General features: G+C 61.3%; 17 protein-coding genes. All 17 read left to right on the forward strand.

Annotation, left to right across the window (positions count from 1 at the left end; genetic code table 11):
• Positions 1-114: 114 nt before the first annotated feature.
• Positions 115-825 (forward strand): SIMPL domain-containing protein, encoded by a 711-nt coding sequence (locus B3397_RS13970; protein ID WP_296251048.1) that lies wholly within the window; start codon positions 115-117, stop codon positions 823-825.
• Positions 826-924: 99 nt separating this feature from the next.
• Entirely contained in the window at positions 925-2,526 is a 1,602-nt protein-coding gene (locus tag B3397_RS13975) for an ABC transporter substrate-binding protein (RefSeq protein WP_296251050.1), read from the forward strand.
• A gap of 256 nt (positions 2,527-2,782) precedes the next feature.
• Positions 2,783-4,381: an ABC transporter substrate-binding protein gene (locus B3397_RS13980; protein ID WP_296251053.1), complete on the forward strand. Its 1,599-nt coding sequence runs from the start codon at positions 2,783-2,785 to the stop codon at positions 4,379-4,381.
• 293 nt (positions 4,382-4,674) lie between these two features.
• Positions 4,675-6,273, forward strand: coding sequence for an ABC transporter substrate-binding protein (locus B3397_RS13985; protein WP_296251056.1), 1,599 nt, complete (start codon positions 4,675-4,677; stop codon positions 6,271-6,273).
• Positions 6,274-6,437: 164 nt separating this feature from the next.
• Positions 6,438-7,817, forward strand: a complete 1,380-nt coding sequence (locus tag B3397_RS13990; RefSeq protein ID WP_296251058.1) for an OprD family porin — start codon at positions 6,438-6,440, stop codon at positions 7,815-7,817.
• Between the two features lie 71 nt (positions 7,818-7,888).
• Positions 7,889-9,484: an ABC transporter substrate-binding protein gene (locus B3397_RS13995; RefSeq protein ID WP_296251061.1), complete on the forward strand. Its 1,596-nt coding sequence runs from the start codon at positions 7,889-7,891 to the stop codon at positions 9,482-9,484.
• Positions 9,485-9,561: 77 nt separating this feature from the next.
• Positions 9,562-10,572, forward strand: coding sequence for an ABC transporter permease subunit (locus B3397_RS14000; RefSeq protein WP_296251064.1), 1,011 nt, complete (start codon positions 9,562-9,564; stop codon positions 10,570-10,572).
• A gap of 10 nt (positions 10,573-10,582) precedes the next feature.
• Complete coding sequence (locus B3397_RS14005; RefSeq protein WP_296251065.1) at positions 10,583-11,494, forward strand: ABC transporter permease subunit; 912 nt, start codon at positions 10,583-10,585, stop codon at positions 11,492-11,494.
• 10 nt (positions 11,495-11,504) lie between these two features.
• Positions 11,505-12,473, forward strand: coding sequence for an ABC transporter ATP-binding protein (locus B3397_RS14010; protein ID WP_296251067.1), 969 nt, complete (start codon positions 11,505-11,507; stop codon positions 12,471-12,473).
• The gene (locus B3397_RS14015) at positions 12,473-13,441 is read left to right on the forward strand and encodes a peptide ABC transporter ATP-binding protein (protein WP_296251069.1); all 969 of its coding nucleotides are present in this window, start codon (positions 12,473-12,475) and stop codon (positions 13,439-13,441) included. Before B3397_RS14010 ends, B3397_RS14015 begins: the two co-directional genes overlap by 1 nt.
• A gap of 253 nt (positions 13,442-13,694) precedes the next feature.
• Positions 13,695-14,474: a peroxide stress protein YaaA gene (yaaA, locus tag B3397_RS14020; RefSeq protein ID WP_296251070.1), complete on the forward strand. Its 780-nt coding sequence runs from the start codon at positions 13,695-13,697 to the stop codon at positions 14,472-14,474.
• Between the two features lie 825 nt (positions 14,475-15,299).
• Positions 15,300-16,616, forward strand: a complete 1,317-nt coding sequence (locus B3397_RS14025) for a nucleotide sugar dehydrogenase (RefSeq protein ID WP_296251071.1) — start codon at positions 15,300-15,302, stop codon at positions 16,614-16,616.
• A 103-nt stretch (positions 16,617-16,719) separates the two neighbouring features.
• Entirely contained in the window at positions 16,720-18,210 is a 1,491-nt protein-coding gene (gene alg8, locus B3397_RS14030) for a mannuronan synthase (RefSeq protein ID WP_414704387.1), read from the forward strand.
• A 24-nt stretch (positions 18,211-18,234) separates the two neighbouring features.
• Positions 18,235-19,398 (forward strand): alginate biosynthesis protein Alg44, encoded by a 1,164-nt coding sequence (locus B3397_RS14035; RefSeq protein ID WP_296251072.1) that lies wholly within the window; start codon positions 18,235-18,237, stop codon positions 19,396-19,398.
• 15 nt (positions 19,399-19,413) lie between these two features.
• Positions 19,414-20,841, forward strand: coding sequence for an alginate biosynthesis TPR repeat lipoprotein AlgK (gene algK / locus B3397_RS14040; RefSeq protein ID WP_414704388.1), 1,428 nt, complete (start codon positions 19,414-19,416; stop codon positions 20,839-20,841).
• Positions 20,838-22,331 carry an alginate export family protein gene (locus B3397_RS14045; RefSeq protein ID WP_296251075.1) on the forward strand — a complete coding sequence of 498 codons (1,494 nt, stop codon included), beginning with the start codon at positions 20,838-20,840 and terminating at the stop codon, positions 22,329-22,331. Before algK ends, B3397_RS14045 begins: the two co-directional genes overlap by 4 nt.
• Before the next feature lie 27 nt (positions 22,332-22,358).
• A complete protein-coding gene (algG, locus tag B3397_RS14050) occupies positions 22,359-23,960 on the forward strand; it encodes a mannuronan 5-epimerase AlgG (RefSeq protein ID WP_296251077.1) in 1,602 nt (533 codons plus the stop codon).
• The last annotated feature ends 10 nt before the right edge of the window (positions 23,961-23,970 follow it).

Below are 23,970 nucleotides of genomic sequence, written 5' to 3' on the forward strand. Positions count from 1 at the left end.
GCCGCTCCTACAGGGGGTGTGGCAGGCGCGAAGAGGCCCGTACCGACAACGCACACCTCAGGAACCGCACCCCGCTTATCCAGTCTTACCCTGACCCACAACAAGGAGTTCCCCATGCCCGCCATCACCCGCAGCGCCGCTTTCATCCTCGGCGCTGGCCTGCTCGCCAGTCTGCCTGCACTGGCCCAAGAGCCGCGCTACAACCAGATTTCCCTGCGTGCCGAAGTCAACCAGCAAGTGCCTCGCGACCTGATGATCGTCACCCTGTACAGCGAAGAACAGAACGCCGACCCCGGCAAGCTCGCCAATACCATCAGCGACACCATGAACAAGGCGCTGGCCCAGGCCCGCGAGGTCAAGGGCATTACCCTGCGTCAGGGCAGCCGCAACAGTTACCCGGTCTATGATGACAAGGGCCAGAAAATCACTGGCTGGCGCGAGCGCGCCGAACTGCGCCTGGAAAGCGCCGACTTCCCGGCCCTGTCCAAGCTCACCGGCGAACTGCTGCAAACCTTGAAGATGGGCGGCATGGATTTCTCCATCGCTGACGCTACCCGCAAGCAGAGTGAAGATGCCCTGCTCAAGGAAGCGGTGGCCGCATTCAAGGCCCGCGCCCAATTGGCGACCGACGCACTGGGCGGCAAAACCTATAAAGTGGTCAACCTGAACCTCAACAGTGCCGGTTATCCACAGCCCTACGCGCGTGGCGCGATGATGATGAAAGCGTCCCGTGCCGACGCGGCCCCGGTGACGCCGGATGTCGAAGCGGGCACCAGTGAAGTCAGTATCAATGCCGATGGCACCATCGAGGTGGTGATGCCCTGATTCGAAGGGTGTCGATCAGGGCCTCGCTCCCACAAAGGGTCGCGTCACGCGGGTGCCCTGATTGACCCCACACTACCCTCCACTGTCCCGAGGCCCCATATGGAAATCCCCGCCTTCAAACCGCTCCTTCTGGCCACCGCCCTGCTCGCCTGCGCCCCTGCGGCCCAGGCCGCCAGTACCCTGGTGTATTGCTCCGAAGCCAGCCCTGCCGGCTTCGACCCCAGCCAATACACCAGCGGCACCGACTTCGATGCGTCTGCCGAAACCGTGTTCAACCGCCTGACCCAGTTCAAGCGCGGTGGCACCGAGGTCGAGCCTGGCCTGGCGACGAGCTGGGACGTCTCGGCCGACGGCCTGACCTACACCTTCCACCTGCGCGACCAGGTCAAATTCCACACCACCGACTATTTCACCCCCAGCCGCGACTTCAATGCCGACGATGTGGTGTTCACCTTTCAACGCCTGCTCGATCCGGAGCAGCCGTTCCGCAAGGCCTATCCATCCGAATCGCCGTACTTCACCGACATGGGCCTGAACAGCACCATCAAGGCAGTCACCAAGCAGGATGAACACACCGTCGTCTTCACCCTGAACAACGTCGATGCCGCATTCGTGCAGAACCTGGCCATGAGCTTCGCCTCGATCCAGTCCGCCGAATACGCCGACCAGTTGCTCAAGCAGGGCAAGGCCGCCGACATCAATCAGAAACCCGTTGGCACCGGCCCGTTCGTGTTCAAGCGTTACCAGAAGGATTCACAGATCCGCTACGCCGCCAACAAGGCCTACTGGAAGCCGGAGGACGTCAAGCTCGACAACCTGATCTTCGCCATCAACACCGATGCCGCCGTACGCTTGCAGAAACTCAAGGCCGGCGAGTGCCAGGTCAGCGGCTACCCGCGCCCGGCGGACATCGAGGTGATGAAGCAGGACCCCAACCTGCGGGTACTCAGCCAGCCGGGATTCAACCTCGGGTTCCTGGCCTACAACGTCACCCACCCACCGCTGGACCAGCTCAAGGTGCGCCAGGCGCTGGACATGGCCATCGACAAGCCGGCGATCATCAAGGCGGTGTACCAGGGCGCCGGTCAGCTGGCGCAGAACGCCCTGCCGCCGGCGCAGTGGTCGTACGATCCAGGCATCAAGGATGCTCCGCACGACATCACCAAAGCCAAGGCACTGCTCAAGGAAGCCGGCGTGAAAGAAGGCACCCGCATCGACCTGTGGGCCATGACCGTGCAGCGCGCCTCCAACCCCAACGCGCGGATGTCGGCGCAGATGATCCAAAGTGACTGGGCCAAGGTTGGCATCAACGCCAATATCGTCAGCTACGAGTGGGGCGAGTACATCAAGCGTGCCAAGAATGGCGAACACGACACCATGATCTACGGCTGGACCGGCGACAACGGCGACCCGGACAACTGGCTGGGCGTGCTCTACAGCTGCGCAGCGATCAAGGGCAGCAATTATGCCAAGTGGTGCGATCCGGCCTACGACAAGCTGGTGCAGCAGGCCAAGTTGAGCAGCAACCGCGAAGAACGTGTGAAGCTGTATCAGCAGGCTCAAAAAATCCTGAAGGATCAGGTACCTATCACTCCGATTGCCAACTCCACGGTGTTCCAGCCGATGCGCAAGGAAGTGCAGGATTTCAAGATCAGCCCCTTCGGTCTGACACCGTTCTACGGAGTCAGCCTCAAGCGTTGATACCGATTGCCCCATTCGAGCGCACAGCCGTGCTCGAATGCGGGCCTATAGCGCACACGCTGCACCGAAATGATTCTGATCAAACGTTCAACTTCAGCAGAAGTTATATCGATGCGACATTCATGTACGCTCGTCCCACCGTTTCAGGCTTGATACAAAGCGGACGGTTGATTTGGGTATGCCGCCTGCATAAGTATCGGCGGGTCGACTCACGAGGTCGCCCTCATTACTTAAAATGACAACAACTGAGGCCACCATGCTCAAAACCGCGGTCATTCCGTTTCTAGTCGGCGCCGGCTTGCTTGCCAGCGCACCTTTCGCCCACGCCGCGAGCAACCTGGTGTTCTGCTCCGAAGGCAGTCCGGCGGGCTTTGACCCGGCGCTTTACACCAGCGGCACCGATTTCGACGCCTCTGCCGAAACCGTGTTCAACCGCCTGACCCAATTCGAGCGTGGCGGCACCGCCGTGATTCCAGGCCTGGCGACCAAATGGGACGTGTCCGCGGACGCCCTGACCTACACCTTCCATCTGCGCGAAGGGGTCAAGTTCCACACCACCGACTACTTCAAGCCGACCCGCGAATTCAACGCCGACGACGTGCTGTTCACCTTCAATCGCATGATCGACAAGGAGATGCCGTTCCGTAAGGCCTACCCTACCGAGTTCCCATACTTCACCGACATGGGTATGGATGAGAACATCACCAGCATCGAGAAGGTCGACGAGCACACCGTCAAGTTCACCCTCAAGACCGTGGACGCCGCGTTCATTCAGAACATGGCCATGAGCTTCGCCTCGATCCAGTCTGCAGAATACGCTGCCCAGTTGCTCAAGCAGGGCAAGGCCTCGGACATCAACCAGAAGCCGATCGGCACCGGTCCGTTCGTGTTCAGCCGTTATCAGAAAGACGCGCAGATTCGCTACAAGGGCAACAAGGATTACTGGAACCCGGATGACGTGAAGATCGACAACCTGATCTTCGCCATCACCACCGATGCTTCCGTGCGCATGCAGAAGCTGAAGAAGAACGAGTGCCAGGTCAGTGTCTATCCACGTCCTGCGGACCTCGAGCCGCTCAAGGCCGACAAGGCCCTGCAGATGCCTGACCAGGCTGGCTTCAACCTGGGCTACATCGCCTACAACGTGACCCATGAGCCACTGGGCAACCTCAAGGTTCGCCAGGCGCTGGACATGGCAGTCAACAAGCGGAGCATCATCGAGGCGGTGTATCAGGGCGCTGGCCAGTTGGCCGTCAATGCCATGCCACCGACCCAGTGGTCCTATGACACCAGCATCAAGGACGCCGGCTACAACCCGGAGAAAGCCAAGGCGCTGCTCAAGGAAGCCGGCATCAAGGAAGGTACCGAGATCACCCTGTGGGCCATGCCGGTGCAACGGCCTTACAACCCCAATGCCAAGCTCATGGCCGAAATGCTGCAGTCGGACTGGGGCAAGGTGGGCATCAAGGCCAAAATCGTCAGCTACGAGTGGGGCGAGTACCTCAAGCGCGCCAAAGCCGGCGAGAACGACGCCATGCTGATTGGCTGGAGTGGCGACAACGGTGACCCGGACAACTGGCTGGGCACCCTGTACGGCTGCGACGCGGTCAACGGCAACAACTTCTCCAAGTGGTGCGATACCGACTACGACAAGTTGATCAAGACCGCCAAGGCCACTCCCGACCAGGCCAAGCGCACCGAACTGTACAAACAGGCTCAGGTGTTGCTCAAAGGCCAGGTGCCGATCACCCCGATCGCGCACTCCACGGTCTATCAGCCCATGCGCGCCAACGTCCAGGACTTCAAGATCAGCCCGTTTGGCCTGAACTCGTTCTATGGCGTCAGCGTGAAGTAAGGGCGTTGGGATAACGGGTCACCCGTTATCCCAAGGTACCGCACCCCTTTGCAATGGGCTCACCGGCGTGCCGGGATGCCCGCGATGGCGATGGATCTGACAAGCCGCCATCGCGGGCAGCGCCCGCTGCCACAGGGGATAGGTGCCGGCCAGGAACTTTCCTACAACACTCTCGGAAACAGCCGACTTACGATTCTGCCAAAAGGGCCTAGCGTCCAATGGCCAGGACCTGCTGTTGCCCAATGGGCGCCGGGGTGTCCGCACACCATGCCAACAACAAGATAGGGACCGTCATGCGACATACCCACGTTTTCGCCGCCATGCTCGCCATGGGGCTCATGACCCAAACCTCGCTCGGCCAGGCCGCCAACAGCCTGGTGTACTGCTCCGAGGGCAGCCCCGCAGGCTTTGACATCGCCCAGTACACCAGCGGCACCGACAACGATGCCGCCCAGCCGATCTACAACCGCCTCACCGAGTTCGAGAAAGGCGGCACCAGCGTCATCCCGGCCCTGGCCACCCAGTGGGACATTTCCGACGATGGCCTGACCTACACCTTCCACCTGCGCGAAGGGGTCAAGTTCCACAGCAACAAGGAATTCACCCCCACCCGTGATTTCAACGCCGACGACGTGCTGTTCACCTTCAACCGCATGCTCGATCCCGAGCAGCCCTTTCGCAAGGCCTACCCCACCGAGTTCCCGTACTTCGTGAGCATGAGCCTGGACAAGAACATCGCCAAGGTCGAAAAGACCGGCGACCACACCGTGGTGTTCACCCTCAAGGCAGTCGACGCAGCCTTCGTGCAGAACATCGCCATGAATTTCGCCTCGATCCTGTCCGCCGAATACGCCGATCAGTTGCTCAAGAGCGGCAACATGCGCGACATCAACCAGAAGCCTATCGGCACCGGGCCCTTCGTCTTCCAGCGCTACCAGAAAGACTCGCAGATTCGCTACAAGGCCAACCCGCAGTACTGGGACATGAGCCAGGTCAAAGCGGACCAGTTGATCTTCGCCATCAACACCGACGCCTCGGTGCGCATGCAGAAGCTCAAGAAGAACGAGTGCCAGGTCACCGCCTACCCGCGCCCTGCCGACCTTGCCGGGCTCAAGGCCGACCCCAAGCTCAAGGTCATGGAACAGGCTGGCTACAACCTTGGCTACATCACCTACAACGTGACCCACAAGCCGTTCGACCAGTTGCAGGTACGCCAGGCCATGGACATGGCGGTCAACAAGGACGCCATTCTCAGGGCGGTCTACCAAGGGGCCGGGCAGAAAGCCGTCAATGCCATGCCACCCACCCAATGGTCCTACGACGAAAGCATCAAGGACGCCCCGTTCGATCCGGAAAAGGCCAAGCAGATGCTCAAGGACGCCGGGGTCAAGGAAGGCACCGAGATCACCCTGTGGGCCATGCCGGTGCAACGTCCCTATAACCCCAATGCCAAGCTGATGGCCGAGATGCTGCAGGCCGACTGGGGCAAGATCGGCCTCAAGGTCAAGATCGTCAGCTACGAGTGGGGCGAATACCTGGACCGCACCAAGCGCGGCGAGCATGACGTTTCCCTGATCGGCTGGACCGGCGACAACGGTGATCCGGACAACTGGCTGGGCACCCTGTACAGCTGTGATGCCATCGGCAGCAACAACTACTCGATGTGGTGCGACCCGGCCTACGACAAGCTGGTGCAGCAGGCCAAGCGGGTCACCGACCGCGAGGAGCGCAGCGTGCTCTATCGCCAGGCTCAGCAGTTGCTCAAGCAGCAGGTGCCGATCACCCCGATCGCCCACTCCACGGTCAACCAGCCGGTCAGCGCCAAGGTTGACGGGTTCAAGGTGAGCCCCTTCGGCCGCAATGATTTTGGCGGCGTCAGTGTCCGCGACTAACTAAGCCCAACCCCTCCCTGCCCCATGGCCGATGCCGTGGGTTTGGGGAGGTTTTGGCCAAAAAGAGCAAGCAAACGTTTGCAATTGTCATAACCCGCCAAGGATGGCACCAGCCGCACCTATAAAGCGGCGCATAAAACTAAAAACAAGGTAAGGAGCTTCCGTTGAAAATCACCAAGAGAGCAGTATTCGCGTTGTCCTTGAGCGGTTTCACACCCATGGCCCTGGCCGAGCAGATCAGCCAGGCCTTCGTTCCCCTCACGGTCAAGACCAGCAGCGCCCAGGACGAAGCCCGCGGCTTCATCGAGGACTCGAGCCTGACTGGATCGACGCGCAATTGGTACGCCCGGGAAAAAGGCAAACGCGGCCAGACCTGGGGCATCGACAAGGGCAACGGCGTGACCGAACGCAGCAACAGCCGCGACACCTGGGTGCAAGGCACCATCGTCAACTACACCTCGGGGTTCACCCAAGGCGCGGTGGGTTTCAGCACCGAAGTGGCCGCCTACAACACGGTGGCCCTGGAACGTGGCAAGGGCCGGGTTGCCGGCGGCGGCAACCGCACCCTTACCGACCACGACGGCGACGTGGTGGATCAGTGGACCAAGGCAGGCCTGGCCAACCTCAAGGCACGGGTGTCGAACACCACCCTGACCGCTGGCCGGCAGTCGATGAACACGCCGGTGCTGGCGTTCATCGGCAACCGCGCGCTGCCCTCGAGCTTCGAAGGGGTCAGCCTGCACAGCGCCGAGTTCGACAATCTGGACTTCGACATCGGCACCTTCAGCCGTGTGTCACCGCGTACCGAGCAAAGCCTGAGCAAGTTCAGAACCGAGTACGGAAACGGTACCACCACCGACCAGGTGAACATCTTCGGCCTCAACTACCAGCCAATCAAGGGCCTGGCCACCAGCCTGTACGCCTCCAGCGTCAAGGACATCTGGAGCCAGTACTACTTCGGCGCTACCCATGAGCTGGGTGACAGCTCGGTGCTCAGCCTGAGCACCGGCCTGAACTACTACAAGACCAAGGACGCCGGCAGCGCCAAGATGGGTGCCATCGACAACGACACCTACAGCCTGTCGCTGACCGCCACCCACAAGGCTCACAGCTTCACCCTGGCGTTCCAGGAGGTGAACGGCAACGAGTACTTCGACTACCTGCACGAAACCAACGGGATCTTCCTGGCCAACTCGCTGTTCTCCGACTACAACGGCCCCAACGAGAAGTCCGTGCAGATCGGCTACGGCCTGGACATGGCCGGATACGGCGTTCCGGGGCTCAAATTCAATGTCTATACCGCTCGCGGCTGGGGCATCGACGGTACCCACTACAAGGGCGGCGGCTATAACGGCATTCAGGCCCAGGACGGCGAGACCCATTACGAGTACGGCGTGGGCACCTCGTATGCAGTGCAGAGCGGGCCACTGAAGGCCAGTACCATTCGCGCCACCTACAGCGCCCACCGCGCCAGCGCGAATCAGGTCGATGGCAGCCTCAACGAGGTGCGGATCGTCACCACCATTCCATTCACCATTCTCTAACCCGGCGCGCTGCCCACGGTTCGCCGAATCGTGGGCAGCGACTACTCTGAAGTGCGATTGCGAGGGTTTCGATGAAAACGCTATCACTCAAGGCTGCCGTGGCAGCCGCCCTGTTGGGCATCAGCCTGGGCGCCAGCGCCAAGCCGCTGGTGGTGTGCACCGAAGCCAGCCCCGAAGGCTTCGACATCGTGCAGTACACCGGCGCGGTCACCGCCGATGCTTCGGCGGAAACCGTGTTCAACCGCCTGGTGGACTTCACCCCGGGCACCACCGATATCCAACCTGGTTTGGCGAAAAGCTGGGACATCAGCGACGACGGCAAGACCTACACGTTCCACCTGCGCGAAGGCGTCAAGTTCCACACCACCGACTACTTCAAGCCCACCCGCAACCTGAACGCCGACGACGTGCTGTGGACGTTCATGCGCCAGCTCGATGCCAAGCATCCCTGGCACGACAAGGCGACCATGGGCTTCCCCTACTTCGAAGCCATGGCCATGGGCGACCTGATCCAGGGTATCGACAAGGTCGACGACATGACCGTGCGCTTCGTGCTCAAGCGTCCTGAAGCGCCGTTCCTGCGCGACATGGCCATGGGCTTCACCTCGATCTATTCCGCCGAATATGCCGACCAGTTGCTCAAGGCCGGCAAGACCGGCGACATGAACAGCAAGCCCATCGGCACAGGGCCGTTCATCCTGACTCGCTACACCAAGGATGCACAGGTCCGCTTCAAGGCCAACCCCGACTACTACAAAGGCAAGCCGCCGGCCGATCCGCTGATCTTCGCCATCACCGTGGACAACAACGTGCGTGCGCAGAAGCTGCGGGCCAACGAATGCCAGGTCGCGGTGTACCCCAAACCCGACGACGTGCCGGGTATCAAGGCCGACCCGAACCTGAAGATCGCCGAAATGGATGCCCTGATGACCAGCTATGTGGCCATCAACACCTCCCACAAGTACCTGAGCGACGTGCGCGTGCGCCAGGCCATCCAGATGGCCTTCGACAAGCCGACCTTCGTCAAGACCCTGTTCGGCGAAGGCAACGCCACGCCAGGCGTGGGGCCCTATCCCACCACCTTGCTGGGCTACAACGCCGGCCTTCACGATCTGCCCTACGACCCGGACAAGGCCCGCGCACTGCTCAAGGAGGCCGGGGTCCCCGAGGGCACCTCGTTCACCATTTTCGCCCGCAACGGCAGCAGCCCCACCAACCCCAACTCCAGCCTCGCGGCGCAATTGTTGCAAGCGGACCTGGCCAAGGTCGGCATCAAGCTGAATATTCGCGTGCTGGAGTGGGGCGAGTTGATCAAACGCCTGAAACTGGGCGAACATGACCTGTCGTTCTATGGCTGGGCCGGCGACAACGGCGACCCGGACAACTTCCTCAGTCCCAACCTGACCTGCGAAGCAGCGAAAAACGGCGAAAATGCCGCGCGCTGGTGCAACCCTGCGTTCGATGCACTGGTGAACCAGGCCCGCGAAGCCACTGAACCGTCAGCGCGCGCGGCGCTCTACGAACAAGCACAAGTCATATTTTTGCAGGAGCAACCTTGGCTGAGCCTGGCGTACCCACGTCTGTTCACAGCCATGCGCAAGAACGTCGAAGGCTTTCACATAAGCCCGATGACCAATAACAACTTCGCCACCACCCAGGTGAAGTAGAAGAAAAACGCCCCGCGTCGGCGCCCACACGGGCGGACAAGGGGCATGCCTAGCCGGCTGATGAGGTACTACACACGATGTTTAGTTTTATTGCCCGACGTGTGGGATTGCTGATCCCCACTTTCTTCGGCATCACGCTGTTGACCTTCGCGTTGATACGCCTGATTCCCGGTGACCCGGTCGAGGTCATGATGGGCGAGCGCAGGGTCGACCCCGAGATGCACGCACAGGCAATGGAACGCCTGGGTCTGAACAAGCCGCTGTACGCCCAGTATCTGGATTACATCGGCAACCTGGCCCAGGGCAATCTGGGCGAATCGCTGCGCACCCGGGAAAGTGTGTGGAGCGAATTCACCTCGCTGTTCCCGGCGACGCTGGAGCTGTCCATCGCCGCATTGATCTTCGCCGGGGTCCTGGGCCTGCTGGCCGGGGTGATTGCCGCGCTCAAACGAGGATCGCTGTTCGACCATGGGGTGATGGGCATTTCCCTGGCCGGTTACTCCATGCCGATTTTCTGGTGGGGGCTGATCCTCATCATGTTCTTCTCCGTGACCCTGGGCTGGACGCCGGTGTCGGGGCGTATCGACCTGCTTTATGACATCGAGCCGAAAACCGGCTTCATGCTCATCGACACCTTGTTCAGCGAGGACGAAGGCGCCTGGTGGGATGCCTTGCAGCACCTGATCCTGCCGGCCATCGTGCTGGGGACCATTCCGCTGGCGGTGATCGCCCGGATGACCCGCTCCTCGATGCTCGAAGTGCTGCGCGAAGACTACGTGCGCACCGCTCGCGCCAAAGGCCTCTCGCCTGCCCGTGTGGTGTTCGTGCACGGCCTGCGCAACGCGCTGATTCCGGTGTTGACCGTGTTCGGCCTGCAAGTCGGCACCCTGCTGGCCGGCGCCGTGCTGACCGAAACGATTTTCTCGTGGCCCGGCATCGGCAAGTGGCTGATCGAAGCCATTGGCGCCCGTGACTACCCCGTCGTACAGAACGGCATCCTGCTGATCGCCTGCCTGGTGATCCTGGTCAACTTCGTCGTGGATATCCTCTACGGCCTGGCCAACCCACGCATCCGCCATCAGCGTTGAGACCTACACCATGACTACGAATACGCAAGCGGCCGCGGTGGACCAAAGCCTGCTCTACCCCTCCCCGTACAAGGAATTCTGGCAAGCGTTCGCCAAGAACAAAGGCGCCGTGGCCGGGCTGATCTTCATGCTGATCATCGTGTTCTGCGCGATCTTCGCCCCGTGGGTCGCGCCGCATAACCCCAGCGAGCAATACCGCGACTTCCTGCTGACCCCACCGGTGTGGCTCGAAGGCGGTCAGTGGCAGTTCATTCTGGGCACCGACGAGTTGGGCCGCGATCTGCTTTCACGGCTGATCCAGGGCTCGCGGCTGTCGCTGCTGATTGGCTTGTCGTCGGTGGTGATGTCGCTGATTCCGGGCATTCTCATGGGCCTGCTGGCAGGCTTCTTTCCGCGCATCCTGGGGCCATCGATCATGCGCCTGATGGACGTGATGCTGGCCCTGCCCTCGCTGCTGCTGGCCGTGGCCATTGTCGCCATCCTCGGCCCTGGCCTGATCAACACCGTGATCGCCATCGCCGTGGTGTCGCTGCCTTCCTACGTGCGCCTGACCCGCGCTGCGGTGATGGGCGAGTTGAACCGCGACTACGTCACCGCCGCCCGCCTGGCCGGTGCGACGTTGCCGCGCCTGATGTTCATCACCGTGCTGCCCAACTGCATGGCGCCGTTGATCGTGCAGGCCACCTTGAGCTTCTCCTCGGCGATTCTCGACGCCGCTGCACTGGGTTTCCTGGGCCTTGGCGTGCAACCGCCGACGCCGGAGTGGGGCACCATGCTGGCCTCGGCCCGCGACTACATCGAACGTGCCTGGTGGGTCGTGAGCCTGCCGGGTCTGACCATCTTGCTCAGCGTGCTGGCAATCAACCTGATGGGCGACGGGCTGCGCGACGCGCTGGACCCCAAACTCAAGAATGCCGCGTGAGGAGCCGACCATGTCACTTTTGAATATCAACAACCTCAACGTGCGCTTCGGCGACGCCAAGGCCGTGCCCGTGGTGGACGGTCTGGACCTCAATGTCGAGAAGGGCGAAGTGCTGGCCATCGTCGGCGAATCGGGCTCGGGCAAATCCGTGACCATGATGGCGCTGATGGGTCTGATCGATGCTCCCGGCATCGTCACGGCCGATTCGCTGGTCTTCGACGGCCACGACATGCTCAAGCTCAATGCCCGGCAACGGCGCAAGGTGGTGGGCAAGGACCTGGCGATGATTTTCCAGGACCCGATGACCGCGCTCAACCCCAGCTACACCGTGGGTTTCCAGATCGAAGAAGTCCTGCGTCAGCACCTGGGCATGTCCGGCAAGGCCGCACGCCAGCGGGCGCTGGAGCTGCTCAAGAAGGTGGAGATCCCTGCCGCTGAAAGTCGCCTGGATGCCTATCCGCATCAGCTCTCCGGCGGCATGAGCCAGCGCGTCGCCATCGCCATGGCGATTGCCGGCGAGCCCAAGCTGCTGATCGCCGACGAACCCACCACCGCGCTGGACGTGACCATTCAGGCCCAGATCATGGAACTGCTGCTCAACCTGCAGCAAGAGCAGAACATGGGACTGATCCTGATTACCCACGACCTGGCCGTGGTGGCCGAGACCGCCCAGCGCGTGTGCGTGATGTACGCCGGCCAGGCCGTGGAAGTCGGGCATGTGCCGCAGCTGTTCGACATTCCGGCGCATCCTTATAGCGAAGCCCTGCTGATGGCCATCCCCGAGCACAGCGAAGGCGCCGAGCGCCTGGCGACCTTGCCCGGTATCGTCCCCGGCCGCTACGACCGTCCGCAAGGTTGCCTGCTGTCGCCGCGCTGCCCCTACGTGCAGGACAACTGCCGCACCCAACGCCCGGCCCTGGACCCCAAAGCCCAGAGCCTGGCCCGCTGCTTCTACCCGCTGAACCAGGAGGTGGCGTGATGAGCGTCGTACTGACCGCCCGCGACCTTACCCGTCATTACGACGTCTCCCGTGGCCTGTTCAAACCGCACGCCGTGGTGCGCGCCCTCAATGGCGTATCGTTCGAACTGGAGGCAGGCAAGACCCTGGCCGTGGTCGGTGAGTCCGGCTGTGGCAAGTCGACCCTGGCCCGCGCGCTGACCCTGATCGAGGAGCCCTCCTCCGGTTCGCTGCAGATTGCCGGCCAGGAAGTGGCGGGCGCCAGCAAGGCCGAGCGCAAGCAATTGCGCAAGGACGTGCAGATGGTGTTCCAGAGCCCTTACGCCTCACTCAATCCGCGGCAGAAGATCGGCGACCAACTGGGTGAACCGCTGTTGATCAACACCACACTGAGCAAGGCCGAGCGCCGTGAAAAGGTGCAGGCAATGATGCAGCAAGTGGGGTTGCGGCCCGAGCATTACCAACGCTACCCGCACATGTTCTCCGGCGGCCAGCGCCAGCGCATCGCCCTGGCTCGGGCGATGATGCTGCAACCCAAGGTGCTGGTGGCGGATGAACCGACCTCGGCGCTCGACGTGTCGATTCAGGCCCAGGTGCTGAACCTGTTCATGGATCTGCAACAGGAGTTCAACACGGCCTATGTGTTCATCTCGCACAACCTGGCGGTGGTGCGCCATGTGGCCGATCAGGTGTTGGTGATGTACCTGGGGCGCCCGGCGGAAATGGGGCCCAAGGAGGACATCTATGCCAAGCCGCTGCACCCCTACACCCAGGCGTTGCTGTCGGCCACCCCGACCATCAAGCCGGACCCGCTCAAGCCCAAGATCAAGATCGTCGGTGAACTGCCCAACCCGCTGAACCCGCCCTCGGGCTGCGCTTTCCACAAGCGTTGCCCGTATGCCACCGAACGGTGCAGCAGCGAGGTGCCCGAGTTCCGGCAGGTGGAGACACGACAGGTGGCTTGCCATTACGCCGAGCAGTTCCTCTAACCGCGGTGCGCCCTGACGCGGCTTACGCCGCTGCTACATGGCGGGAGCCGGACGCGGCATCTCAACCTGTAGCAGCGGCGTGAGCCGCGTCAGGCCCTCAACCGCATCACCCCGGTTGGACCGCGGCGCGGCCGGACGCGGCTTACGCCGCTGCTACATCGCGGGAGCCGGACGCGGCTTATGCCGCTGCTACGGGGTATCGGTGGGGCGGTTATCTCCTTAGAATCCGTGCACGATCCAAGGAGAACGCCCTATGCTGATGGTCATTTCCCCAGCCAAGACCCTCGACTTCGAGACCCCGCCGGTTACCAAGCGCCACACTCAACCCCAATTCCTCGACCATTCCCAGGAACTGATCACGCTGCTGCGCGAGTTCAGTCCAGCGCAAATCAGTGAACTGATGCACCTGTCCGACAAGCTCGCTGGCCTCAATGCCGCTCGCTTCGGCAGCTGGACACCGGACTTCACCCCCGCCAACGCCAAGCAGGCACTGCTGGCCTTCAAGGGCGACGTATACACCGGGCTGGATGCCGAAACCCTCGACAAGGCCGGGTTCGACTACGCGCAGAAGCACCTGCGCATGCTTTCAGGCCTGTATGGGCTGCTGCGCCCTCTGGATCTGATGCAACCCTACCGCCTGGAAATGGGCACCAAGCTGACCAACGCCCGCGGCAAGGACCTCTATGCGTTCTGGGGCGAGCGTATCAGCGAATGGCTGAACCAGGCGTTGGCTGCGCAAGGCGACGACGTGCTGCTCAACCTGGCGTCCAACGAGTATTTCTCGGCGGTCAAGCGCAAGGCGCTGGAGGCTCGCGTCATCGACGTCGACTTCAAGGACCTTAAGAACGGCCAGTACAAGATCATCAGCTTCTACGCCAAGAAAGCTCGGGGCATGATGGCGCGCTTCGTCATCGACGAGCGCATCGATGATCCCGATGCCCTTAAACGGTTCGATGTTCAAGGCTATTACTACAGCGCCGAACATTCCAAAACCGATCATCTGGTGTTCCTGCGCGATCATCCCACCGACTGATAAAGCGTCGATTTCGGTGCACGGGTGCAAGCACTCGCTGCACCCTTCCCCAATTCACCAAAACATCATATTGCGGCAACTGTCAGCAAGCCGGCGTCAAACTAAAGGCATTTCAACAAGTTGGATCCGGACGAACGGTTTGGGATGAATTTTTTTTCGACATTTTTTGAAAATAATTTTGCGTAGTGGCAAAAAACTATCGACCCCGCGCAACTCCCTTATACATAAGGGCGAAATGGAACAGTGATGTCAAAATGAAACTGCTGGGATCCACCCTGATATTAAACAATTCTTCACCAGTGGCTTTTCGCCTCAGGAACTAAACACGATTTCATCTGCTCATACCACCCGTAACGATTCTCGAGCAGCGTGTGAGAGATCACTTACAAGGAGTAGGAAAATAGCTGGACTCAAAACCCAGCAACTTGCCCCCTACAGTCACCCCGCGTGACTCATGAACATTCTCAGGAGAGAACGCACCACATCATCCTTGACGAGGAGAGGCTTGAGCCTTGTTTACTGAACTTCCGATCCGCGCGTTAGTGCCTGATTACGTTGATATAAATATAACAATTTCAATGCGCACTGCTGAATGGGAAGTCGTTTTGTAACAGAGGCCGGCTACATTTCAGGGCGCGCCGCTATCCGCGGCCATGTGACGCCCACATTGAGTGCATTTCTTGCGCACTCACTACTTATATATGCCTGCGCCCGGACTCTGGCGGTCTTCCGTCAAACTTCCGAGTGCCTGACTGCGAGTGGTTAATTAAACCGGACTGACTCTTAATGGTTGGAGTCGGCGTGATAACACATGAGGTGAATGGAATGCGTATCAGCATCTTTGGTTTGGGCTACGTCGGTGCAGTATGTGCCGGTTGCCTCTCTGCACGTGGTCACGATGTTGTGGGCGTGGATGTCTCCAAAGCCAAGATCGACCTGATCAACAGCGGCAAATCGCCGATCGTTGAACCGGGTCTGGGCGAGCTTCTGGAACAGGGCATCAACACCGGTCGTCTGCGCGGCACCACTGACTTCTCCGAAGCGATTCGCGCCACCGATCTGTCGATGATCTGCGTCGGCACGCCGAGCAAGAAGAACGGCGATCTGGAACTTAACTACATCGAATCGGTGTGCCGCGAAATCGGTCTGGTGCTGCGTGACAAGAGCAGCCGCCACACCATCGTCGTGCGCAGCACCGTGTTGCCGGGCACCGTGAAGAACGTGGTGATCCCCATCCTGGAAGACTGCTCGGGCAAGAAGGCCGGCATCGATTTCGGCGTTGCCGTGAACCCGGAATTCCTGCGCGAGAGCACCGCGATCAAGGACTACGACCAGCCACCGATGACCGTCATCGGGCAATTCGACGATGCTTCCGGCGACGTCCTCCAGGCCCTGTACGAAGAACTCGACGCCCCGATCATCCGCAAGGACATCGAAGTCGCCGAGATGATCAAGTACACCTGCAACGTGTGGCACGCCACCAAGGTGACCTTCGCCAACGAGATCGGCAACATCGCCAAAGCGGTCGGCGTCGATGGCCGTGAAGTCATGGACGTGGTGTGCCAGGACAAGGCCCTGAACCTGTCCCAGTACTACATGCGCCCAGGCTTCGCCTTCGGTGGTTCCTGCCTGCCCAAGGACGTTCGCGCCCTGACCTACCGTGCCAGCTCGCTGGACGTGGATGCGCCGCTGCTCAACTCGCTGATGCGCAGCAACGTTTCGCAGGTACAGAACGCCTTCGACATCATCTCCAGCCACGACAAGCGCAAAGTGGCACTGCTGGGCTTGAGCTTCAAGGCCGGTACCGACGATCTGCGTGAAAGCCCGCTGGTAGAGCTGGCCGAAATGCTCATCGGCAAAGGCTTCGACCTGAAGATCTACGACAGCAACGTCGAATACGCACGTGTTCACGGCGCCAACAAAGACTACATCGAGTCCAAGATCCCTCACGTGTCCTCGCTGTTGAACTCCAACTTCGACCAGGTCGTCGGCGAGTCCGACATCATCATCCTGGGCAACCGTGACGAGAAGTTCCGTTCCCTGGTGACCCAGGTGCCGGTGGGCAAGCAAGTCATCGACCTGGTGGGCTTCATGCCTAACACCACCGATGCTCAGGCGCGTACCGAAGGTATCTGCTGGTAACAGCTGTCACCCGAGGGCGGCCTGCGCGGCCACCCTCGGGGCTTGAGGCCTGCCTTAACCAGGTTCGGGTTAGCCCGACCCGATAACGAGACGGACGCAGATCATGCACAGGCTAAAACACGGCCTTCTACAGGCCGCCGGTTGGCTGTTCTACCTGACATTGTTGGCGGTGCTGGCCCTGGCCTTGCCCGAAACGATCTTCAGCCCCGAGTCCAAGGACTTCATATTTCTGATTGGCGCCGTGGGTATCTGGCGCTACTCGATGGGTGCCACGCATTTCGTGCGCGGCATGATCTTTCTGTACATCGTCTACCCCCACCTGCGCCGCAAGGTTCGCAAGTTGGGCACCGACGCCGATCCTTCGCACGTGTTCCTGATGGTGACCAGCTTTCGTATCGATGCGCTGACCACCGCGCAGGTCTACCAATCGGTGATTCGCGAAGCGATCGACTCCGGCTATCCCACCACCGTGGTCTGCTCACTGGTGGAGATGTCCGATGAAATGCTGGTCAAGGCCCTGTGGGCCCGAATGGCACCACCGGAGCGCTGCAAGCTGGACTTCGTGCGCATCGCCGGCACCGGCAAGCGCGATGGCCTGGCCTACGGCTTCCGTGCCATCTCGCGCCATCTGCCCGATGACAACGCGGTAGTAGCGGTGATCGATGGCGACACCGTGCTGGCCGAAGGCGTGGTGCGCAAGACCGTGCCCTGGTTCCGCCTTTACAACAATGTCGGCGGCCTGACCACCAACGAGTTCTGCGAAGTACGCGGCGGCTACATCATGAGCGAGTGGCACAAGCTGCGGTTCGCCCAGCGCCACATCAACATGTGCTCCATGGCCCTGTCCAAGCGCGTGCTGACCATGACCGGGCGCATGTCGGTGTTTCGTGCCTCGGTGGTGACCAACCCTGAATTCATCGCCGATGTGGAAAGCGACTCGATCGACCATTGGCGTCTGGGCCGCTTCAAGTTCCTCACCGGTGACGACAAGTCCAGCTGGTTCAGCCTGATGCGCCTGGGCTACGACACCTTCTACGTGCCTGATGCGGCGATCAATACGGTGGAGCACCCACCGGAAAAGAGCTTCTTCAAGGCCAGTCGCAAATTGATGTACCGCTGGTATGGCAACAACCTGCGGCAGAACTCCCGAGCGCTGGGTCTTGGTGTTGGTCGCCTGGGCCTGTTTACCAGCGTGGTGCTGTTTGACCAACGCGTGTCGATGTGGACCAGCCTGCTGGGCCTGACCGTCGCGATCATCGCCAGCATCCAGTACAGCATCGCCTACCTGGCGGTTTACCTGCTATGGATCGGCATCACCCGATTGATCCTGACCATCATGCTGATGTGCTCGGGTCACAAGATCGGACCGGCCTACCCGGTGATTCTTTATTACAACCAGATTGTCGGCGCCATGATGAAGATCTACGTCTTCTTCCGCCTCGACAAGCAATCCTGGACCCGCCAGCCCACCGCGCTCAAGCGCGACCTGGCCAGCTTTCAACAATGGTTCAACACCTGGTCGTCGCGGACCATGACTTTCTCGGCAGCCAGCATCTTCGTGGCCGTCCTGATGGTCATGGTCTCCGGAAACTGAACGGATTAAGTAGGAAAAACCGCCATGAATACAGCCGTGAATGTGAACGTCGTGCATGAATCCGAAGCCCAGCGCCAACACGCCCGGGTGCGCATCCCCACCAAGTTGCGCTATTCGGGACCCAACCGGGAAACCCAGGAAGTGCGCCTGGATGACCTCTCCGCGGGCGGCTTCAGCTTCCACGCCAAGCAGCCATTGGTGCAGGGCCAGGTGTACAAGGGCCGGATGATGTTCGTCATCGATAACCTGGGCCTGGGCATGGACATCGAATTCCAGGTCCGCTCGGTGGAAGCCGACGGCCGCACCGGCTGCCAGTTCCAGAACCTGGAACAGCAGGAAATATCCGCGCTGCGCACTTTGATCACCTCGCACCTGGCCGGTGACGTGGTGAGCATGGGCGACGTGCTGGGCACCCTGCAACGCGACAACTTCACCAAATCCCGCAAGCGTGGCGGCAACACTGGCGGCATGAGCGGGTTTGCCCGCCTGCGTGCAGTGACCTTCAGCCTTGGTGTATTCGTGGTCGGCGTCGCCGCCTTCGGCTTCGTGGCCAAGTCCATCTACAGTGCCTACTTCGTCAGCCACGCCACCTCGGGCCTGGTCAGCGTACCGGGCAGCGCGGTGACCATGCCCCGCGACGGTACCGTTTCGGGCCTGATCGCCGTGGGCGCCGCCGCGCCCAAAGGCGCCCCGCTGGCCAGCTTCAGCACCAGCATGCTGGATGTGCTCAAGGGCCATCTGGACGATACCCAGTTGAGCCCCGAGCGGGTGACCGAGCTGTTTGGCAAGCAAATGACTGGCACCCTGACCTCGCCCTGCGATTGCGTAGTGGCGCAGCAGCTGGTCGCCGATGGTCAGTACGCCAGCAAGGGCGATCCGGTGTACCAACTGGTGCCGCGTGATGCGGTGGCCAATATCGAAGCGCGTTTCACCTACCGTCAGTTCGACGACGTGCGCCCAGGCTCGCGGGTGGACTTCCGCGTCGCCGGTGAAGACCGCGTCCGTCAGGGCGAGATCGTCAGCAGCGCCAGCTTGAACAGCACCGACCTGTCTTCGGACATTCGCGTACAGATCAAGCCTGACGAGCCGCTGTCCAGCCAACTGGCCGGGCGTCCGGTACAGGTCAACGCCGACCACGGCCCGTCGGTGAACTGGCTGATCGACAAAGCCACGGCCCGCGGCCTCTAAGTCAGGAGAATGCCTGTGGTTAGTCCATTCATGACCTTGCACAGACCCGCGCTGCTGGGCCTGGCCCTCGCGATCGGCCTGGCCGGTTGCGCCGGCCTGCCAGACCAGCGCCTGGCCAACGAAGCCCTGAAGAACGGTGATGTCGCCCTGGCCCAGAAGAACTATCAGCAACTGGCGGACCTGGGCTATGCCGATGCCCAGGTCGGCCTGGCCGATATCCAGGTGCAGAGCCGTGACCCGGAGCAATTGCGCAAGGCCGAGGCGACTTACCGCGCTGCGGCGGCCACCTATCCTCGGGCGCAAGCGCGCCTGGGGCGTCTACTGGCCACCAAGCCCAACTCGACCGAAGCCGAACGCCATGAAGCCGAAGGCCTGTTGAAGCAAGCCTTTGCCAATAACGAAAGCAGCACCCTGATTCCCTTGGCGATGCTCTACCTGCAATATCCGCAGAGCTTCCCCAACGTCAACGCGCAGCAGAAAATCAGCCAGTGGCAAGCGGCCGGGTACCCGGAAGCGGGCCTGGCTCAGGTGCTGCTGTATCGCACCCAAGGCACTTACGACCAGCACCTGGACGATGTCGAGCGCATCTGCAAACAAGCGTTGAGCAGCACCGATATCTGCTACGTCGAACTGGCCACCGTGTACCAGAAACGTGGCCAGGCCGACCAGCAGAAGGCCTTGCTCGACCAGCTGCAAAGCGCCTACACCCTGGGCCTCGTCAACGCTCAGCGCATGGACAGCGTGGCACGCGTGTTGAGTGACAGCAGCCTGGGCAAGACCGACGAAGCCACCGCCCAGGCCATGCTCGAACAGATCGCTCCCAGCTACCCGGCAGCCTGGGTCAGCCTGGCGCAATTGATCTACGACTTCCCCGAACTGGGGGACGTCGACAAGATGATGGAATACCTGGACAAGGGCCGCGAATCGGCGCAGCCACGCGCTGAACTGTTGCTGGGCAAGGTCTATTACGAAGGCAAGCTGCTCACCCCCGATGCCGACAAAGCTGTCGAGCATCTGAACAAGGCTGCTGCCCAGGGCGAGAACAGCGCTCACTACTACCTCGGGCAGATCTATCGCCGCGGTTACCTGGGTCAGGTCGAGCCACAGAAAGCGGTGGACAACCTGCTGATGGCCGCTCGCGCCGGCCAGGGCAGCGCCGACTTTGCCCTCGCCCAGCTGTACTCCGGCGGCCGCGGCACGCTGCCCAATCCGGTCAATGCCTACGTGTTCATCCAGCTGGCCAAGGCCCAGCCGGAGCCGCAACCGCAGGTGCTTGAACTGGCACAAACCCTGGAAGGTCAACTGACGCCTGCCCAGCGCGCGCAAGCGCAACAGCTGCTGGCGCAGGAACAACAGGCACGCGGCGTGATGGCCCAGGCAAACACCCTGGCCCAGCACGCCCCGGTGCCCGAACAAGACGTCGGTAAGGATGAGTCTCTATGAAGTTGAATCAGTGGATGAAAGCCGGCATTGGCCTGGGCTTTGCGATGTTGTGGTCCTGTCCGACACTGGCGGCACTGACCGCCGAGAAGAACTTCGGCCTGGAGGTCAAGATCACCGGCCAGTCCGAGGATGATCGTGACCTGGGCACGCGCAGTGGCGGCGACGTCAACGGTATCGGTATCGACCTTCGCCCCTGGGTGTATGGCGAATGGGGCAACTGGAGTGCGTACGCCATGGGCCAGGTGGTCAGCGCCACCGACACCATCGAAACCGATCCGCTGGATCAGAACGATACCGTGGACAGCGATGACGCCAATCGCAGCCAGCGCAACAGCACCGGCGACCGCGACGTCGACAAGACCTACGCCGCCATGCGCGAGTTCTGGGTTGGCTATCGCAGCCTGCTGACGCCCTACCCCGGCGAGATGCTCAAGGTCGGCCGCCAGCGCCTGCGCAACGACGACGGCCAATGGCACGACGTCAACATCGAAGCGGTGAACTGGAACTTCGACACCACCCTGCTGACCAGTGAAGTGGGCGTTGCCAAGCGCTTCAGCGAATACCGCACCGACCTTACCGAACTGGCCCCCGACGACAAGGATCGCCTGCACGTTTACGGCGACGTCAAATATCAATGGATGCCGGGTCAGTGGGCCGGGGTACGTGCCCACCATTCCCACGACAACGGCAGCCTGGCCGACCCTACCCGTCAGTTGGACGACACCGACAAGGTACAGAACGGTGACCTGACCTGGCTGGGCCTGGAAGCCACCAGCGATGCCTACAACTATCGCAACCTGAACACCTTCAATTACTGGGGCAGCCTGACCTTCGTCAACGGCGACCGCGACCGCGTCAGCGCCCGCAACGACGAGTTCGGCGTCGCCCAGCGGGTCAAGGAGAACTCCAACGTCAACGGCTGGGCCACTGACCTGGGTGCTCGCTTCAAGCTCGATCCTGCCTGGCAGGTGGGCGCGGCCTATTCCCGCGCCAGCAAGAACTACGAGCAGAACGGTCTGGAGAGCAACCGTTCGAACTGGACCGGTACCCGTTCGCGTATTCATCGCTTCGGCGAAGCGTTCCAGGGCGAGATGGCCAACGTGGAAAGCGGCTCGCTGTTCGCCTCGTGGCAGAAGCAGGACGAGTACGACGCCTCGCTGATCTATCACAAGTTCCGCCGTGTCGATGGCAATTCCTCGATCGGCAGCAATGGTTTCAACGCCGTACGTGAAAGCGAAACCACCGGCAGCCTCGCTGAAACCCTGCCGCTGAACAACGATGGGCGCAAGGACCTGGGTCAGGAGCTCGATCTGGTGGTGACCAAGTACTTCAAGCAGGGCCTGCTGCCTGCTGCCGTCAGCCAGTCGTTCGATGAGCCTTCGGCGCTGGTGCGCTTGCGGGCCGGGGTATTCATGCCGGGCAGCGCCTACCACAACGACGTCGACAGCTACATGCACCGCGCCATCGTCGATGTGATCTGGCGTTTCTGATGCAAGCCGCCCATGGAGTGCGATGAGATGAACAATCTACAGTGCAACAAGCACAAGCGCGCCTGGTCTGGCGCTGTGCTGGCCGGCGCCATGCTGCTGGCCAGCAGCGTGGCCCTGGCCGACACGCAGGCTCCTGCGGCGGCCGCGCAGAATTCGGAAACCGTGGTCAAGGGTCTGCAGCAGGCCAAGACCTACACCATTTCCAGCGCGCCCACCGCGCCGCTGGCCATGGACCCGCCCAAGCTGCCGGACCTTTCCGGCTACACCGAGGCGGCCGTCGAGGCCAAGATCAACCGCAAGGTCAAGGGCAAGGCCAGCGTCCGGCGCATGCTGCAGGAAACGGCGCTGAAGGAATTCATCGGCGGCGACAACAAGATGGCCGAGTGGGTGAAGCGCCAGCGTGGCATTCCCCAGGCGATCTTCATCGACAACGGCTACATGAACTTCAAGGACGTGGCCAAGGCACTGCCGCAATACATCAAGGAAACCTCGCCGGGTGTGTACCTGGCCAGGTTGCCGATCGTGATCGGCAACAAGGGCATCCTGGAAATCGACAGAAAGACCAAGGAACTGCGCCTGTCCGAAGAAGCCGGTTCGTTCATCGTCAACGACGGCAAGCTGTTCACCAGCAACACCAAGGTGACCGGTTGGCGCGAGGCTAGCAACGGCCCGGCAACGTTCAAGGCGCCCAAGGCGTTTCGTCCGTTCCTGCTGTCGTGGGGCGGCACCGAGACCTACATCGTCAACACCAAGATGGCCAACTTCGGCTACAACCAGTCCAAGTCGTACGGGGTGAGCATTTCCCAGTACACGCCGAACATGACCAAGGCCATGGGCCGCGCCGAGCCTACCGGCTGGATCATCGGCTCGCAGTTCGAAGACATGTGGTACGGCTTCTACTGCTACGAAACCCAGGACTTCGTGATCAAGAGCAGCACCTACAACGACAACATCGTCTACGGCATCGACCCCCACGACCGTTCGCATCGGTTGATCATCGCCGACAACGACGTCTACGGGACCAAGAAGAAGCACGGCATCATCATTTCCCGTGAGGTCAACGACAGCTGGATCTTCAATAACCGCACCCGTGAAAACAAGCTCTCGGGCCTGGTGATCGACCGTAACAGTGTGAACAACCTGATCGCCTACAACGAGATCTACCAGAACCACACCGACGGCATCACCTTGTACGAAAGCGGTGACAACCTGATCTGGGGCAACAAGGTCGTGGCCAACAAGCGCCACGGCATACGCATCCGCAACAGCGTGAACATCCGCCTGTACGAGAACATCTCCATGGCCAACGGCCTGACCGGCCTGTACGGCCACATCAAGGACCTGTCCGACACCGACCGCGACATCAAGCTCGACCCCTTCGACGCCGAAGTGTCGATGATCGTGGTGGGCGGTGAGCTGGCTGGCAACGGCAGCAACCCCTTGGCCATCGACTCGCCCCTGAGTGTGGAGCTGTACAAGGTTTCGATGCTGGCGCCGACCAAATCCAGCGGCATCAGCTTCACCGGCGTCCTGGGCGACAACCAGGAGAAGATTCTCGACATGCTGGTGCGCCAGCAACTAGCCGTGTTGATCGACCCTGTCGAAACACAGACTCAAATGCGGGACTGAGGACTTATTT

Origin of the sequence: Pseudomonas sp. UBA4194 (assembly GCF_002379585.1) — a bacterium.
Taxonomy (GTDB): domain Bacteria; phylum Pseudomonadota; class Gammaproteobacteria; order Pseudomonadales; family Pseudomonadaceae; genus Aquipseudomonas.

Coding starts and splice junctions, on each gene's coding strand:
- B3397_RS13985 (WP_296251056.1), top strand. CDS start 4,675: ATGCGACATACCCACGTTTTCGCCGCCATGCTCGCCATGGGGCTCATG.
- B3397_RS14005 (WP_296251065.1), top strand. CDS start 10,583: ATGACTACGAATACGCAAGCGGCCGCGGTGGACCAAAGCCTGCTCTAC.
- B3397_RS13995 (WP_296251061.1), top strand. CDS start 7,889: ATGAAAACGCTATCACTCAAGGCTGCCGTGGCAGCCGCCCTGTTGGGC.
- alg8 (WP_414704387.1), top strand. CDS start 16,720: ATGCACAGGCTAAAACACGGCCTTCTACAGGCCGCCGGTTGGCTGTTC.
- B3397_RS14035 (WP_296251072.1), top strand. CDS start 18,235: ATGAATACAGCCGTGAATGTGAACGTCGTGCATGAATCCGAAGCCCAG.
- B3397_RS14000 (WP_296251064.1), top strand. CDS start 9,562: ATGTTTAGTTTTATTGCCCGACGTGTGGGATTGCTGATCCCCACTTTC.
- B3397_RS13975 (WP_296251050.1), top strand. CDS start 925: ATGGAAATCCCCGCCTTCAAACCGCTCCTTCTGGCCACCGCCCTGCTC.
- B3397_RS14045 (WP_296251075.1), top strand. CDS start 20,838: ATGAAGTTGAATCAGTGGATGAAAGCCGGCATTGGCCTGGGCTTTGCG.
- B3397_RS14010 (WP_296251067.1), top strand. CDS start 11,505: ATGTCACTTTTGAATATCAACAACCTCAACGTGCGCTTCGGCGACGCC.
- algG (WP_296251077.1), top strand. CDS start 22,359: ATGAACAATCTACAGTGCAACAAGCACAAGCGCGCCTGGTCTGGCGCT.
- B3397_RS14025 (WP_296251071.1), top strand. CDS start 15,300: ATGCGTATCAGCATCTTTGGTTTGGGCTACGTCGGTGCAGTATGTGCC.
- B3397_RS14015 (WP_296251069.1), top strand. CDS start 12,473: ATGAGCGTCGTACTGACCGCCCGCGACCTTACCCGTCATTACGACGTC.
- yaaA (WP_296251070.1), top strand. CDS start 13,695: ATGCTGATGGTCATTTCCCCAGCCAAGACCCTCGACTTCGAGACCCCG.
- B3397_RS13970 (WP_296251048.1), top strand. CDS start 115: ATGCCCGCCATCACCCGCAGCGCCGCTTTCATCCTCGGCGCTGGCCTG.
- B3397_RS13980 (WP_296251053.1), top strand. CDS start 2,783: ATGCTCAAAACCGCGGTCATTCCGTTTCTAGTCGGCGCCGGCTTGCTT.